The sequence below is a fragment of the Bacillus sp. K7 genome (assembly GCF_053903245.1).
In genome coordinates this window covers 1,856,202-1,872,011 of record NZ_CP096406.1, presented here as the reverse complement: position 1 = coordinate 1,872,011, position 15,810 = coordinate 1,856,202, and the positions used below count along the sequence as shown (strand labels likewise).

General features: G+C 42.6%; 12 protein-coding genes and 1 pseudogene. 5 read left to right on the top strand and 8 right to left on the bottom strand.

Translation table 11 applies throughout. The annotated features are described in order from the left end of the window. Positions 1-57: 57 nt before the first annotated feature. Both galU and M1D98_RS09550 read right to left on the bottom strand, forming a co-directional pair. Positions 58-951 (bottom strand): UTP--glucose-1-phosphate uridylyltransferase GalU, encoded by an 894-nt coding sequence (gene galU, locus M1D98_RS09555; RefSeq protein WP_121642666.1) that lies wholly within the window; start codon positions 949-951, stop codon positions 58-60. 6 nt (positions 952-957) lie between these two features. Continuing rightward, positions 958-1,415: pseudogene (locus tag M1D98_RS09550) on the bottom strand (GtrA family protein). A 697-nt stretch (positions 1,416-2,112) separates the two neighbouring features. Between M1D98_RS09550 and M1D98_RS09545 the strand changes: the two are divergent. After that, positions 2,113-3,654: a glycoside hydrolase family 43 protein gene (locus M1D98_RS09545; protein WP_121642664.1), complete on the top strand. Its 1,542-nt coding sequence runs from the start codon at positions 2,113-2,115 to the stop codon at positions 3,652-3,654. Between the two features lie 69 nt (positions 3,655-3,723). Beyond that, on the top strand, positions 3,724-4,995 hold the full coding sequence (locus tag M1D98_RS09540; RefSeq protein WP_456280199.1) for a glucuronoxylanase: 1,272 nt from the start codon (positions 3,724-3,726) through the stop codon (positions 4,993-4,995). Between the two features lie 266 nt (positions 4,996-5,261). Here the strand turns inward: M1D98_RS09540 and M1D98_RS09535 are convergent, their stop codons facing one another. From M1D98_RS09535 to M1D98_RS09525, 3 genes are all read right to left on the bottom strand, one after another. Beyond that, on the bottom strand, positions 5,262-5,525 hold the full coding sequence (locus M1D98_RS09535; RefSeq protein WP_010330649.1) for a YnfE family protein: 264 nt from the start codon (positions 5,523-5,525) through the stop codon (positions 5,262-5,264). Between the two features lie 73 nt (positions 5,526-5,598). Next, positions 5,599-7,098 (bottom strand): cellulase family glycosylhydrolase, encoded by a 1,500-nt coding sequence (locus M1D98_RS09530; protein WP_121643737.1) that lies wholly within the window; start codon positions 7,096-7,098, stop codon positions 5,599-5,601. 324 nt (positions 7,099-7,422) lie between these two features. After that, the gene (locus tag M1D98_RS09525; RefSeq protein WP_121642662.1) at positions 7,423-8,820 is read right to left on the bottom strand and encodes an alanine/glycine:cation symporter family protein; all 1,398 of its coding nucleotides are present in this window, start codon (positions 8,818-8,820) and stop codon (positions 7,423-7,425) included. Between the two features lie 484 nt (positions 8,821-9,304). On the opposite strand from M1D98_RS09525, the gene M1D98_RS09520 reads away from it, so the two are divergent. Both M1D98_RS09520 and M1D98_RS09515 read left to right on the top strand, forming a co-directional pair. Continuing rightward, a complete protein-coding gene (locus M1D98_RS09520) occupies positions 9,305-9,658 on the top strand; it encodes a hypothetical protein (RefSeq protein ID WP_010330652.1) in 354 nt (117 codons plus the stop codon). 25 nt (positions 9,659-9,683) lie between these two features. Continuing rightward, positions 9,684-9,809: a hypothetical protein gene (locus M1D98_RS09515; RefSeq protein ID WP_014113948.1), complete on the top strand. Its 126-nt coding sequence runs from the start codon at positions 9,684-9,686 to the stop codon at positions 9,807-9,809. A gap of 51 nt (positions 9,810-9,860) precedes the next feature. On the opposite strand, the gene parC is transcribed toward M1D98_RS09515, so the two are convergent. The 3 genes from parC to M1D98_RS09500 all read right to left on the bottom strand — a co-directional run bounded on the left by parC (position 9,861) and on the right by M1D98_RS09500 (position 15,050). Next, positions 9,861-12,278: a DNA topoisomerase IV subunit A gene (parC, locus tag M1D98_RS09510; RefSeq protein WP_121642661.1), complete on the bottom strand. Its 2,418-nt coding sequence runs from the start codon at positions 12,276-12,278 to the stop codon at positions 9,861-9,863. A gap of 3 nt (positions 12,279-12,281) precedes the next feature. Continuing rightward, positions 12,282-14,249, bottom strand: a complete 1,968-nt coding sequence (gene parE / locus M1D98_RS09505; RefSeq protein ID WP_456280198.1) for a DNA topoisomerase IV subunit B — start codon at positions 14,247-14,249, stop codon at positions 12,282-12,284. Between the two features lie 393 nt (positions 14,250-14,642). Further along, positions 14,643-15,050: a CoA-binding protein gene (locus M1D98_RS09500; protein ID WP_010328566.1), complete on the bottom strand. Its 408-nt coding sequence runs from the start codon at positions 15,048-15,050 to the stop codon at positions 14,643-14,645. 168 nt (positions 15,051-15,218) lie between these two features. Here M1D98_RS09500 and plsY point away from each other — a divergent pair, with 168 nt between their 5' ends. Beyond that, positions 15,219-15,800: a glycerol-3-phosphate 1-O-acyltransferase PlsY gene (gene plsY, locus M1D98_RS09495; RefSeq protein ID WP_010328565.1), complete on the top strand. Its 582-nt coding sequence runs from the start codon at positions 15,219-15,221 to the stop codon at positions 15,798-15,800. Positions 15,801-15,810: the final 10 nt, after the last annotated feature.

Sequence of the window (15,810 nt, the reverse complement as noted above, 5' to 3'; positions counted from 1 at the left end):
TCCTAATCTTTTTCACTATTATATGACTGATGAACGAATAAGATGGTTACAATTTTTTTAACGCAGCATGTCTTTCGTTTCCCGTTTGATCACATCTTCTAAATAAGCCAAAAGTTGAGACCGCATATCGGGGCGCATTAAACCGATTTCAGTGCTCGCTTTAAAACAGCCCAGCTTATCGCCAATGTCATATCGATTTCCTTCCAGCAGCCGGGCATGGATCGGCTGCTTACAGCAAACCTCACGAAGCGCATCTGTAAGCTGAATTTCGTTTCCCGCGCCTCTGCCAATTGACTTCAAAACGGGGAAGATTGATGAATTCAGCACATAACGTCCCATTAAGGCGATTTCGGAAGGCGCTTCATCAAGTGAAGGCTTTTCTACTACATCCTTGACCTCATACACATGCCCATGAGTTCCAGATGTATTTATAATACCATATTTGCTGACATCCTCAGGGAGAACCGACTGGACACCGATAACTTCTGTGCCGTAAGCATTGTATACATCCATTAGTTGCCGAAGAGCTGGTTTTTCAGACACCATAATATCATCGCCTAAGAGAACGGCAAAAGGCTCATCGCCGATAAAACGCTCCGCACACAGCACCGCATGGCCTAATCCGAGCTGTTCTTTCTGGCGGATGTAATGAATGTTGGCCAAATCGGCAATCTGCTGCATTTCTTTAAGCGTCTCCGTCTTGCCTTTTTCCCGCAGATTGAATTCCAAATCCGCCGACCGGTCAAAATGATCTTCAATCGAGCGTTTGTTTCTCCCTGTAATAATCAGTATGTCTTCAATTCCTGATTCTACGGCCTCTTCAACAATGTATTGGATTGCTGGTTTATCGACGATCGGGAGCATTTCTTTCGGCTGCGCCTTTGTCGCCGGCAGAAATCTTGTTCCTAAACCCGCTGCGGGAATGACCGCTTTTCTCACTTTTTTTCTCATTCATCTTCACTCCTGATCCTGTATGTTTTTCAGCGAATCTCCAAATACCCAGATTCGGTTTCCGATAAAATTCACCATCATTCCGCCGATAGTGGCGGCGAGCTTACTCACCAAAAGCGTACAATCGTCTTTTTGAAACAAATAAAGCAGCAAAAAGGTGCTTCCCGACGCGGCGATATTCATCATGAGAAAGCGCACGATCTCTTTCCCGCCGGCCTTACGTTTTACACGAAACGTCCAACTCCGGTTCCACACATAGCTGTTGCTGATACCTGCAGAATAGGAGCAGATCTGCGCCGGCAGATAAGGGACATGACAAGCGGTGAGAAGAAAGAAGACACCAAAATCTATCAGCGTATTGCCGACGCCCACGGTGCAAAAACGGCCTAATGTCTTTATTTTTTCTTTCAGCATAACGGCACCCGGCTTTACCTCCCTTCACAAAAGATGCGGATGGCTGTCATATTTGTTGATATGGATTACTCTACCGGACAGTGTTGAATAAACAATTACTAAAATATGAACAAAACATGAAAAAGCAGGCATACTGCTCAATAGTTCTTATACTCTTTTAAAAAACAGATGCATTGAACGGCTGTTTTTTTGGTGCCTGCCTGTTATATAAGGGGGAGAAAATAGAAGAGTTCCGAAGGGGGGAGGGCGGAATGATAAGAAGTGTCTGACAAAGAAGAGAACAATGTTAACAACATCAGGAGAAAAAGCAGCCGGAATTCGTTTCAAGCCTTGATTCCCTATCAGCAGAGATGTCTATTACGTCAATAGCTCTAAAACAACGAAAATCAAGGGAACGGAGTCGGTAACAGCCGTCTATGTCAGCCCCATCTTATCAATGAATAAATGTATCCAGTTCCTTTGTAGAATCGAACACGAATTCCTCCAAAAGTATCCTATACACAATTTTTTTCATGATGTAGGATGTTAGATAAAGGGATATTTTGGATAAATATACATCTCTGTTCAACGGAAGTAGAGGGGGCTCATGAACAATCCTGCCATTTTATTTTCTGGACAATGGTCGCTAGGCATGGGGGAAATTTTCTAGATTGATCATGTAGAAATAAGCGGAGCGATCTTCATGACCTGTTGTTAGCAAATTCCAAAAGAACTCCCCATTTTAAGGAAAAAGGAGGATGTGAAGTGATGTTTAAAAAGTGTAGCGTATGCTTATGGGTTCTTGCTTTACTATTGTGCTGCTTATCTGTGAAGTCTGCGTATGCTGCCACCAGTACTACAATTGCAAAACATATAGGGAATTCAAACCCGCTTATCGATCATCATTTGGGAGCAGATCCGGTTGCGCTGACCTATAACGGAAGAGTCTACATTTATATGTCAAGTGATGACTATGAATATAATAGCAACGGAACAATTAAAGATAATTCATTTGCCAACTTGAATAAAGTATTCGTCATATCTTCAGCGGATATGGTGAACTGGACAGACCACGGAGCTATTCCGGTAGCAGGTGCCAATGGAGCTAATGGAGGCCGTGGAATTGCAAAATGGGCAGGTGCGTCCTGGGCCCCGTCAATCGCAGTTAAAAAAATCAATGGCAAGGATAAATTCTTTCTCTATTTCGCAAACAGCGGCGGAGGTATCGGCGTTCTCACCGCAGACAGCCCGATTGGTCCATGGACCGACCCAATCGGAAAAGCGCTCGTCACGCCAAGTACACCAGGAATGGCTGGTGTTGTATGGCTTTTTGATCCGGCAGCATTTGTAGATGATGATGGCACAGGTTACCTGTATGCCGGAGGAGGCGTTCCTGGCGGTTCAAATCCAACACAGGGACAATGGGCCAATCCTAAAACGGCAAGAGTCATAAAATTGGGGCCTGATATGACGAGTGTTGAGGGAAGTGCATCTACAATTGATGCGCCTTTCATGTTTGAAGATTCGGGATTGCACAAGTATAACGGAACATATTACTATTCCTATTGCATCAATTTCGGCGGCACACACCCGGCCGATAAACCCCCAGGTGAAATCGGCTACATGACCAGTTCAAATCCCATGGGTCCCTTTACATATAGAGGGCACTTCCTGAAAAATCCGGGTGCATTTTTCGGAGGTGGCGGAAACAACCATCATGCTGTTTTCAATTTTAAAAATGAGTGGTATGTAGTGTACCATACTCAAACTGTCAGTTCCGCTTTGTTCGGGGCTGGCAAAGGATACCGTTCTCCCCATATTAATAAGCTGGTGCATCATGCAGATGGCTCCATTCGAGAGGTTGCGGCAAATTATGCAGGTGTAACACAGCTTTCCAATTTCAATCCATATAACAGGGTAGAAGCTGAAACGTTTGCCTGGAATGGACGCATTTTGACCGAGGTATCCTCTGCACCCGGCGGGCCGGTCAATAATCAACATGTCACAAACATTCATAACGGAGACTGGATTGCTGTAGGAAATGCAGACTTCGGGTCAGGCGGTGCCAAGACGTTTAAAGCACATGTAGCATCGGCTATAAGCGGGAAAATAGAAGTGCGTCTCGATAGTCCAAACGGTAAGCTTGCAGGAACCCTGAATGTACCTTCAACAGGTGGAGCACAAACCTGGAGAGAAATAGAAACTGCGGTAAGCGGCGCAACCGGTGTGCACAACGTTTTCTTTGTATTTACCGGAACTGGTACAGGAAATTTGTTTAATTTTGATTACTGGCAGTTTACGCAAAGGTAGGAGAAAACCTTTCATTTGCAATATAAAAAGAGACAGTACCGTAAAAACCATATAAGGGAGAGGGGAAAAATGGTTTCATGCGTAAAAAAAACAATTTGTGTATTAATGGTATGTTTCACTGCGCTGTCAGTCATGTTTACCGGGCCAGGCGCTACTGAAGTTTTGGCAGCAAGTGATATAACAGTTAATGTATCTGCTGAAAAACAAGTGATTCGCGGTTTTGGAGGAATGAACTACCCAGCTTGGATTGGAGATTTGACAGCAGCTCAAAGAGAAACCGCTTTTGGAAATGGGCAAAATCAGTTAGGTTTTTCAATGTTAAGAATTCATGTGGACGAAAATAGAAATAATTGGTACAAAGAAGTAGAGACGGCAAAAAGTGCGATCAAACATGGGGCGATCGTTTTTGCTTCCCCCTGGAATCCGCCAAGCGATATGGTTGAAACCTTCAATCGTAATGGTGACACATCCGCTAAACGGCTGAGATACGATAAATACGCCGCATACGCGCAGCATCTTAACGATTTTGTTACCTACATGAAGAATCATGGCGTGAATCTTTATGCGATTTCTGTTCAAAACGAGCCTGATTATGCACACGAATGGACATGGTGGACGCCGCAAGAAATACTTCGTTTCATGAGAGAAAATGCCGGTTCTATTAACGCACGTGTCATTGCACCAGAATCATTTCAATACTTTAAAAATATATCGGACCCGATTTTGAACGATCCGCAGGCGCTTAGGAACATGGATATTCTCGGCACTCACCTGTACGGTACTCAGGTCAGTCAGTTTCCTTATCCTCTTTTCAAACAAAAAGGAGCAGGGAAAGAGCTATGGATGACAGAAGTATACTACCCGAACAGTGACAATAACTCTGCGGATCGCTGGCCCGAGGCATTAGGCGTTTCAGAGCATATTCACCATTCAATGGTAGAGGGAGATTTTCAAGCTTATGTTTGGTGGTACATCCGCAGATCATACGGTCCTATGAAAGAAGACGGTACAATCAGCAAACGCGGTTACAACATGGCTCATTTCTCGAAGTTTGTGCGTCCCGGCTATGTAAGGGTTGATGCAACGAAAAATCCTAATCCGAACGTTTACGTATCAGCTTATAAAGGTGACAACAAGGTTGTGATTGTTGCCATTAACAAAAGCAACACAGGGGTCAACCAAAACTTTGTTTTGCATAATGGATCTGCTTCCCGCGTATCTAGATGGATCACGAGCAGCAACAGCAATCTTCAACCTGGAACGAATCTTAATGTAACGGGCAATCATTTTTGGGCGCATCTTCCAGCTCAAAGTGTGACAACATTTGTCGTAAATCGTTAAAGGCACCTAAGGCAAGCGTACCGCGTTGAAATTGAGCGATTTTTCCGATCGGAAAAATCGCTTTTTTGTCTGAAGCACGCCGCATAAAGGCTGAATGGTCAAAAGGGAAGATGACAAATGATATGTACTGAATGATGTCGTTCGATTTCTTAGTTTACATAATATATATTCTAGGAAGTAAATGAAATTAATAAATTCCTGTCTCAATATCAAAGTATACTTAAGTTAGTGAGACAGAAATGAAAATTTTACTGCTGGAGGTTTAATCAAAAAAATGGCGTAGTCAATTCATCATAAACTGCTTCTAAATCTTCGAGCGTCAAATCGCCATATGCACATTTGATAACTGAGTCAGCAAATACATCGTAGTCATAATCCGTAGAAAAACGTTGCTGCAGCTTTGTTTCGTAAGATTCGAGCTGTTCTTTTTGATGTTGAATATCTGTTTCCTTCTCTGGATAGTCCGGACCATTTATCGCATTATTTATTTTTTTGAATAGCATCATATATTGCTTCAGTGTTTCATCCACAACCTAAACCTCCTTGTTTTCCTTTTGAGATGATGAAAACGGACATCATTGCTGATGCCCGCCAAAAGCTAAACTATTTGGGTTCTGTTCCCCAAATCAGTTTTCCGTGATTATATAATGTGATTTTTTTCGTTGGTTTAAACGTATTTGTTTGGAAAAAGGAATAATCCCCGCCTTGCACATAATTGCTCCAGTCATCATTGTGAAGACGAATCTGAATCTCCCCTGTGCTTGCTCCCGGTGACAGCGTTCCGTTTTTAAACCCTACTTGCAGATAGGTATCTGCGCCTTTCTTAGGGTTATGTAGCGCCGTAAACTTATGGGTCACATTTTCGCATCCGATCTGCGCGTAGTCACAGTCAAAGTTTTGGCCTTTGTTTTTCGCGTTATACCAGTAACGCACAGTGACATCTTGTAAATCAACCGCAGTGTTGCCATTATTTTTGATGTGAAGCTGCGGGCGGATTTGGTTGCCATTCACACTTCCATCCCCTGCTCTGTATTGCACAGAGAGGCTCTTTTCCTGTAACAGTTGATCTTGAATCGGCGTTTCAGGTCTGTCCTTCACCGAATCTTTGCTGCCGAGAATATTTTCTCTTACAAATGTTCCTGAAGCGGATAAATCTGACAACGGCCAGCCGCCTGTTTTAGATGCTCCCGGCTTTAATGCTGAAGATGATTCCTGCTTATCAGAAAGATTCCAGTTGACCCAGCTGATGTGCTTGCTGTCGAGATAATTCAGCCATTCCCGGGACTGATCTAGAAATACTCCGCCATTTCCCGAAGCATCGCTTGTCCCCCATTCCGTTACAAAAATAGGCGCTCCTTTGCTGAGGGCATAGTTTGCTTTATCACGTAAAAACTGGCCGTGTGTGCCGGCATAAAAATGAAGTGCGTACATGGTATTCTGATCCGCAAGCTGATCATCGGCAGCATCATTCACATCCTGGCTCCATGTACCTGTTCCGACTATGATGATGTTATCGGGATCGTTTTTACGGATAACGGAGATGACTTCTTCCGCATACGGTTTAATATCACGCTTCCAGTTCACATCGCCGTTTGGTTCGTTCGCAATTTCATAAATGACGTTTGGCGTGTTTCCATAAAGGCTTGACATTTCATTAAAGAATTCTTTTGCTTTCTCTTTATTTTGATTTGGGTTGCCGTCATTTAAGATATGCCAGTCAATGATGACATATATCCCAAGCTCTTTTGCCGCTTCAACCGCTTCTTTCACTTTGTTTTTCACAGACGGATTATCGATATAGCCGCCGTCTGCCGTATACATCGCCGCTCGGAAAACCGTAATGCCCCAATCGTCCCTCAGCCATTTTAAGCTGTCTTTATTGACAAAATCGCCAAACCATTGCAATCCGTGTGAACTGATCCCCTTCAGCTGCACCGTTTTGCCGTCTTGATTGACTAGCTGCGTGCCTTTTATGTTTAGCTGGCCATTGATTGATACTGGCGTTTTTGCCCCTGCTGCAGATGCTTTTGGAGTCGTTAAGCCGCCTGTTGCTAGTAATGTAATAAATAAACATACAATGAAGATAGAGACTGAACGTTTCATATCTGACATTTTTTCCTCCTTCAATCGTTATGTAAAAACGATGCCTAGTATCTTACCGCTCTCCTCCCTTCGCTTTTGTACCACGGACTCATTGTAAAAAGCTTTCTCATGTTTGTCTATCAACCTAATTTCTTGTTTTTAGCCAGCTTAAAAGCCTGTCTATTTGCTCTTTTCGAGTTATGTCAGATACTGCTGACACATGGGGAACAAAGATAAAAGCATATAATCAGGACTTTACACATGATTATTTTATCAAATCAAAATATTCCGCTTCTTTCAGGCAAATAAAAAGCTGCATTCATTGAAGTGAATGCAGCTGTGTTTTTATGCTTCTTGTCTCTCATCTTCCCATGTTTCAGCGTTTTTCAGACCTGGGATGTTCTTCGATTTGAATACAGGATCAAGTCCTTGTTTACGCTGACTCGCATAATCTTTATACACTTTATAAGCTACGTTGGACAAGAGCGTAATCACAACTAAGTTAATCAGCGCCATAATTCCCATAAAGAGATCCGCCATGTCCCACACAATCTGGAACCCTGCTACACACCCAAAGACAACCATAGCAACAACCGCGATACGGTAAATGTTCAGCCATGTTTTGCTTGTTTTAATAAATTCAATATTTGTCTCACCATAATAGTAGTTTCCGACAACTGAACTAAAGGCGAACAAGAACATTGCGATGGCTATGAAACTAGGAGCCCAGCCTCCAATATGGTGGCTCAGAGCAGCCTGTGTAACCTGGATGCCGTCACCCTTTGGTGTTACACTGTACAGTAAAATGATAAACGCAGTAGACGTACATACGATAAATGTATCGAAAAACACGCCTAATGTCTGAATAAAGCCTTGTTTTGCCGGATGCGAAACATGAGCTGTCGCAGCAGCGTTTGGCGCGCTACCCATTCCCGCTTCGTTAGAGAAAAGTCCGCGCTGTGCACCAATGACGATGATAGCTCCCAGTCCTCCGCCGACAACTTGATCAATTCCTAAAGCGTTTTTAACAATAATCGCAATAACACTTGGGAATGCAGAAATATTTGCAAATACAACATATAGCGCAATTAAAATATAAAGTCCAGCCATGACCGGAACAATCAATTGTGTCACAGCGACAACACGTTTTAAACCGCCAAAAATAATAAAGGCTGTTAAAACAGCAAGAACAATGGCGACAACAGTTTTATTCACATGAAAAGCGCCTTCTAACGCTCCTGCAATTGTATTGGATTGAACAGCGTTAAAAATTAATCCGAATGATACGGTAATTAAGACAGCGAATACGATCCCAAGCCATCTGACTCCAAGGCCTTTTTGAATATAGTAGGCCGGACCGCCGCGGAAATCGTCTCCGTCCTTCACTTTATAAAGCTGTGCCAACGTACTCTCAACGAAGCTTGAAGCCATGCCTACAGCAGCTACAACCCACATCCAAAAGACAGCCCCTGGGCCGCCCGTCGCAATGGCTAAGGCTACACCTGTCAAATTCCCTGTACCGACTCGGGATGCCGCCGAGATAAAAAACGCCTGCATAGATGAGACGCCTTTATTTCCATCAGGCTTCTCTCCTACTATTCTGAACATTTCAATAAAGTAACGGAATTGGATAAAACCAAAACGAAGTGTGAAAAATAACCCAAGCCCTACTAAAATATAAAACAAATATTTCCAAATAAAAGCACTTGGAATATTGATTAAGCTATTGAATAAAGACTCCATATTGCCCTCCCGTTTCATCAATTCTTAGTAAATTCAATTTTGATGTTAGATTTTTTAACATGCTGAGTCTTATTATATCACAATATGTCGAATTAGGAAGTTTTTTCGCGAAGATTATTGTCTAGATTGATACTTACTCCTTCGTTCCGCCTTTCTATTATTTTCCTATGAATAAAAAAATTTATGATAAACTCGCATAGAAAAAGTGTTCTCTATTAAAAAATAAGAATGTTATCTTGACACTTTTATAAATAAAGTGATAAATCCTAAACACCGAACATATCATTTAAAATGTGTTTTTATTCACATCTCAGAGCGGGTATACATACACTAATAAAAGCAATTTCTCTTTCAAAAGTAAGCAAAAAGATATATACTTAACAAAGTGAAATTTATTTTTAAATTTAAAAAATCAGGTTTACTTTCAGATTGGATTAGGGTATTATTATAAGAATATTCAGTAATATTAAAGGGGGGAGATCATTTGAAAAAAGTAACGATACTGAAAGCGTCCATCTTATTCTTGGCGATTGCCAGTTTTCATTTGTTCTCAATTCCCCACGCCTTTGATATCGGCCATCATTATAAAGCCGTAGCCGACCAGCAGGAAATGCATGAGATGAAAACCGGCCAAAATGCTGATGATGAGAAGAAATCCATCACAGGAGCAATTGCGCTTATCGCTTTATGGGCAATGGCTGTTCTGCTTCTGACCGCTGAAAGCAAAGATACGGGTGACTCCCGCAGGCGCCAGCGGAAAAAAAGCTTTATCCTGGCTAAATTTTATCAATCATCTTATTTCGGCAAACTTCATGTTCAACATCACCCGATTATATAACGAAAATATGAGGAGGCTGTTAAACATGTTGTTTATCTTAAGAATGGTGATTTTAGGCTTATTTTCTTTCACAGCGCTGAATTTATTTGTATGGCAAGGAATTGAATTTGTTCATGCCTTTACAGATCTTTTCACAAGCCATGAAAGCTGATTGCAAACAAACGAAACCCGCTCGCATCATGTGAGCGGGTTTTTTGATGATTTATTCTGTTTGAAGGCGCCAAACAGCTGTGACCCTGCCTGATTCCTCTTCATCAATAAAGAAAGAGCCATTGCTATATCTGTCGTTTGTCCGCAAGTCTTTTGCCTGAAGTTCCTTTCTGTCGCCTTTTTCAGTTTCCGCCATCAGCCGCTGATTCAAACCACAAGTGAATACTGATACGACACGGTGAGGGTTCTTCTTCAATTCCCTCAGCATCACAACACCGCGTTTTGCACGGGACGTTTTTTCAAACTCGGCAAGACTCATGCGTTTGACCGCTCCCCGTTGTGTGAACAATACGATGGAATCAGATTCCTGAAGGATCTCTCCGGAAACCACAAAGTCATCTTCTTTTAAGTTAATCCCTTTGACTCCTGCCGCACGCGCGCCAACTACATTTACTTCATCTTCCCCAAACCATAGGCCGTACCCAAGCTGAGTGGCTATAAAGATCTGGCTTTCCCCATTTGTCACATGTACATTGATCAGTTCATCTTCACCCTTCAGATTTAACGCCACAAGCGCTTTAGAATAACGCTGTGCTTTATAATGGGTGAGTTCTGTCTTCTTCACCATGCCGTTTTTCGTAAAGAACAAAAGATACGCCGATGGATCAAATTCTTTTATCGGTATTGCTTTTACAATCGTTTCATCACCATCAATGCTAATCACATTTGAAAAATGCTGGCCCATGTCCTTCCATCTGATATCAGGCAGCTGGTGAACCGGACAGTAGATATAGCTGCCTTTGTTCGTAAAGAGCAGCAGTACATCCGTCGTATTCATTTCGAACTGATGCAGTATTCTATCCGTATCCTTCATTCCAAAATCCTGGCCATTGGAAGCGGCAAATGAGCGCTGACTCGTCCGTTTTAAGTACCCATCCTTCGTAACGGTCACATATACATCTTCAGACGCAACCATGACTTCAAGGTTAATTTTAATTTCCTCAATTTTCTCTTCAATCACAGAGCGCCGTGTGTCTGCATATTTCTTTTTCAGTGCTTTTAAGCTGTTTGTGATCACTTTTAAGAGCTTTTTATCATTGCTCAGAATGGATTCGAGCTCTTCAATTTTTTTATCTAGTTCTTCCGCCTCTTCCTTTAGCGCTGTGATATCTGTATTGGTTAAACGATACAACTGCAATGACACGATCGCTTCAGCCTGAGGCTCTGTAAATTCATATTTCTCTATCAAATTGTTTTTAGCATCACGTTTGTCGCTTGAAGAGCGGATTGTTGCAATGACCTCATCCAAAATGGATAAAGCTTTCATAAGCCCTTCTACAATGTGATGTCTGTCTTTTGCTTTTTGAAGCTCATAAACGGACCGGTTTGTAACAACTTCCTTTTGGTGGCCGATATATGCATCCAAAATAGCAGGCAGAGTCATTAGCATGGGACGGCGGTTATGAATGGCCACCATATTAAAGTTATAAGTGATCTGTAAATCGGTATTTTTATATAAGAAATTTAAAATGCCCTTAGCATCCGCTTCTTTTTTCAGTTCAATAACCACTCTCAGCCCTGTTCGGTCTGTTTCATCGCGAACCTCTGAAATGCCCTCAACCTTTTTATCAATGCGGAACTCGTCCATTTTTTTCACAAGGTTCGCTTTGTTTACTTCATATGGAATCTCGGTAATGACAATTTGTTCACGTCCGCCTCTGATTCCTTCTACTTCAGCTTTACCACGGATAATGATTTTTCCTTTTCCGGTTTCGTAAGCTTTTCTTATTCCGTCAACACCTTGAATAATACCGCCTGTCGGAAAATCAGGCCCTTTTATGACTTCCATGAGTTCATCAACAGAACAAGATGGCATTTGGATGCGTTTTATAACAGCATCAATGACTTCTCCGAGATGATGAGGAGGAATGTCGGTCGCATATCCCGCTGAAATCCCGGTAGATCCGTTGACCAATAGGTTAGGAAACATCGCTGGAAGTACGACAGGCTCCTTGCTTGTATCATCGAAGTTCGGGACGAACTCAACCGTATTTTTGTCAATATCCCGAAGAAGCTCAGATGCAATCGGAGATAATCTCGCCTCTGTATAACGCATGGCTGCCGGAGGATCTCCATCGATGCTTCCGTTGTTTCCATGCATTTCGATTAACACATTTCGCACTTTCCAATCCTGGCTCATCCGCACCATTGCTTCATAAACCGAACTGTCACCGTGCGGATGATAGTTACCGATGACGTTACCGACCGTTTTGGCCGCTTTTCTGAAGTTTTTATCAAACGTGTTTCCATCCGTATGCATCGCATACAAAATTCTGCGCTGTACCGGCTTTAAGCCATCTCTCGCATCCGGAAGCGCCCTGTCTTGAATAATATATTTACTATAGCGCCCAAAACGGTCGCCGATCACCTCTTCTAATGGTAAATCATGAAATAATTCTGGCTGTGACAATCATTAAACCTCCTCAGCGACCGATAAATTTTCATTTTCTAAAATATTGCTTTCTTCATCTAAGCCGAAAGCGACGTTTTTCTCAATCCACTTTCTGCGCGGTTCCACTTTGTCTCCCATTAACGTCGTCACACGTCTCTCTACGCGCGCCGCATCGTCGATTTTAACCCTCACAAGCGTGCGGGACTCAGGATTCATCGTCGTCTCCCACAGCTGGTCTGCGTTCATCTCTCCAAGACCCTTGTATCGCTGAATGGTATAGCCTTTGCCGATTTTTTTCAGGACATCATCCATCTCTTCATCAGACCATGCGTATTCAATGATTTCCTTTTTCCCGCTTCCTTTGCTGACCTTATATAAAGGAGGCAGCGCAATGAACACCTTGCCATGCTCAATAAGCGGCTTCATATAGCGATAGAAAAAGGTGAGAAGCAGCACTTGGATATGAGCGCCATCCGTATCAGCATCGGTCATAATGATGATTTTGTCGTAGTTGATGTCATCGATTGAGAAATCCGCTCCGACTCCGCCGCCGATCGCATGAATGATCGTATTGATCTCTTCATTTTTAAATATATCAGCAAGTTTTGCTTTTTCCGTATTAATGACTTTACCGCGTAAAGGCAGAACCGCTTGAAATCTGCGGTCTCTCCCCTGTTTGGCTGATCCGCCTGCAGAATCTCCCTCAACGAGATACAATTCATTTTTTGCCGGGTTTCTCGAACCAGCAGGCGTCAGCTTTCCGCTTAGGGTCGCTTCGGACTTTTTGCGCTTTTTGCCGCTTCTTGCTTCTTCACGGGCTTTGCGTGCCGCTTCGCGTGCCTGGCTCGCTTTGATGGCTTTTTTAACAAGGAGCGTTGCGGTATCCCGATTTTCCTCTAAAAAGTAAGCAAGCTGCTCTGAAACAATCGCATCAACCGCTGACCTCGCTTCACTTGTACCTAGCTTTCCTTTTGTTTGTCCTTCAAATTGAAGAAGCTCTTCGGGAATGCGGACAGAGATAATGGCTGAAAGCCCTTCCCTTATATCCGTTCCTTCAAGATTCTTATCCTTTTCTTTCAGCAAAGCCACTTTTCTCGCATATTCATTAAATGCACGTGTCATCGCTGTTTTTGCACCAGACTCATGAGTACCGCCGTCTTTTGTTCTCACGTTGTTTACAAATGACAAGATGTTTTCAGAATAACCGTCATTAAACTGGAACGCAAAGTCGACTTCTATTGAATGATGTTCTCCCTCAAAAGAAACCACTTCAGACAAGGCGTCTTTTTCTTCATTTAAGTAAGCGACAAACGCTTCTATGCCGTTTTCGTAATAAAAGACCTCATGCTGGTCATTGCGCTCGTCAATCAGCTCAATCTTTAATCCTTTTAACAAAAACGCAGATTCTCTTAAGCGCTCAGAAAGCGTTTCAAAATTATAAGTTGTTGCACTGAACATCGTTGGATCTGGCTTAAAGTGCGTAAGCGTTCCTGTCTTTTTTGTTTTGCCGATTTTTTCGAGAGATGTAACCGGTTTTCCTCCATTTTCAAACCGCTGCTGATAAATGAAACCGTCCCGCTCAATGGTTACCGTCAGCCATTCAGATAAAGCGTTTACGACTGATGCACCAACTCCGTGCAGCCCTCCGCTCGTCTTATAGCCGCCTTGGCCAAATTTTCCTCCGGCATGAAGCACCGTTAAAATCACTTCAGGGGTTGGTTTGCCGAGCTTATGCATTCCAGTTGGCATGCCGCGGCCTCTATCCTGTACAGAAATACTGTTGTCTTTATGTATTTTGACGATGATGTGATCTCCATGGCCCGCAAGCACCTCGTCGACAGAGTTATCTACGATTTCATAAACCAAGTGGTGCAAGCCCCGCGCGTCAGTAGAACCAATATACATACCCGGCCTTTTCCTGACGGCCTCAAGGCCTTCGAGCACCTGTATGGCATCTTCGTTGTAATCAAATTGCTGTTTTCTAGCCAAACGTACAAACCCCTTTCAAAAACTACATTGTCTTTCTCTTTTTTCAGTGTTGCGCATCAATTGTATAAAATAAGTTTTATAAACCTCGCCTTAAGCCGGTACTGCTTGGACTCCTCATTATAACCAATATGTTTGCGATCGCAACATAAAGCCAACGAATCAGTTTGCAAAACATCGGTAAGTGCTGTTTTCACACCACGAGAACGTATGTTTGTTTATTATATATAAAGCAGCAGACCTTCGCAAATCGAACGGCCGAAACCCAGTTAGACAAGGTATTCAAAAAAAGCTGTTCAAGCTTTATTGTATCTGTTTCATCGCAATACGCAAACAATATCTTAAAATTAAAAAGCAAAAATCCTTGAATTCACAAGGATTTTTGCAGTTCTGCACCTATTTTGTTACTGCGTGCGCCACTTTTATGCACAGATCCATGATAACGGTTCTGTCTTTTTCCTTTAGCATCTTGTAAGCTTCATCGTTGACCAGCCCTTGCTGTGCCCAAAATACCGGAGCATCTGTCTCCAAAAACTCTTCCGCAACGCCTGGCAGCTGTTCTGAGCGCCGGAATACATTGACGATGTCAACGGGACCGTCAATCTCTTTTAAAGAAGAAACGGCTTTGACACCGAGCGCCTCATCAATTGTCGGGTTGACAGGAATGATGTCATAACCCGCATCCTGCATCGCTTTTGAAACCATATGAGACGTTCTATCCGGCCGGTCTGAAAGCCCGACTACCGCTATTCGCTTGCTTCTGTCAAGAATCTCTTTTATTTCGGCTTTGGTAGGGTTTTGCATCCTGTACCACTCCTTTTTTATCTATTTTACACGATCAAAATGAAAGAAATCAAAAGATGATGCATGTTTGTGTGGATTTGTAAGCAAACTTTACAAAAAACTTGTCATCAGATCATGACATCTCGTGTTAAAATAAAAAGAAGGGACTTTGAAAAAGGAGAAATGTAGATGTTAATTGCTTTATTGATTATTTTGGCCTACCTGATAGGCAGCATTCCATCTGGCTTAATTGTGGGCAAGCTTGCCAAGGGAATCGATATTCGGGAGCACGGCAGCGGCAACCTAGGCGCAACCAACGCATTCCGTACGCTGGGCGTAAAAGCTGGTTCCGTCGTCATCGCCGGAGATATTTTGAAAGGGACGCTGGCAACTGCATTGCCTCATCTCATGCATGTTGATATTCATCCGCTTCTTGCAGGAGTGTTTGCAGTTTTAGGCCATGTGTTTCCTATCTTCGCCAAATTTAAAGGCGGCAAAGCCGTGGCAACGTCCGGAGGCGTTTTGCTATTTTACGCACCTTTGTTATTTATCACGATGGTCGCGGTATTTTTCATCTTTTTATACTTGACTAAATTTGTTTCCCTGTCATCGATGTTAACAGGGATCTATACTGTGATATATAGTCTCTTTGTCCATGACAAGTATTTATTGATTGTTGTTACCCTGCTCACTATTTTTGTGATATACAGACACCGGGCGAACATTAAACGAATTATCAATAAAACAGAACCTAAAGTAAAGTGGTTATAAACGTAAAAAC

What these genes read in the sequence shown, in the direction of transcription:
- galU (WP_121642666.1), bottom strand. Translation starts at nt 951, where the DNA reads ATGAGAAAAAAAGTGAGAAAAGCGGTCATTCCCGCAGCGGGTTTAGGA.
- M1D98_RS09545 (WP_121642664.1), top strand. Translation starts at nt 2,113, where the DNA reads ATGTTTAAAAAGTGTAGCGTATGCTTATGGGTTCTTGCTTTACTATTG.
- M1D98_RS09540 (WP_456280199.1), top strand. Translation starts at nt 3,724, where the DNA reads ATGGTTTCATGCGTAAAAAAAACAATTTGTGTATTAATGGTATGTTTC.
- M1D98_RS09530 (WP_121643737.1), bottom strand. Translation starts at nt 7,098, where the DNA reads ATGAAACGTTCAGTCTCTATCTTCATTGTATGTTTATTTATTACATTA.
- M1D98_RS09525 (WP_121642662.1), bottom strand. Translation starts at nt 8,820, where the DNA reads ATGGAGTCTTTATTCAATAGCTTAATCAATATTCCAAGTGCTTTTATT.
- M1D98_RS09515 (WP_014113948.1), top strand. Translation starts at nt 9,684, where the DNA reads ATGTTGTTTATCTTAAGAATGGTGATTTTAGGCTTATTTTCTTTCACA.
- M1D98_RS09500 (WP_010328566.1), bottom strand. Translation starts at nt 15,050, where the DNA reads ATGCAAAACCCTACCAAAGCCGAAATAAAAGAGATTCTTGACAGAAGC.
- plsY (WP_010328565.1), top strand. Translation starts at nt 15,219, where the DNA reads ATGTTAATTGCTTTATTGATTATTTTGGCCTACCTGATAGGCAGCATT.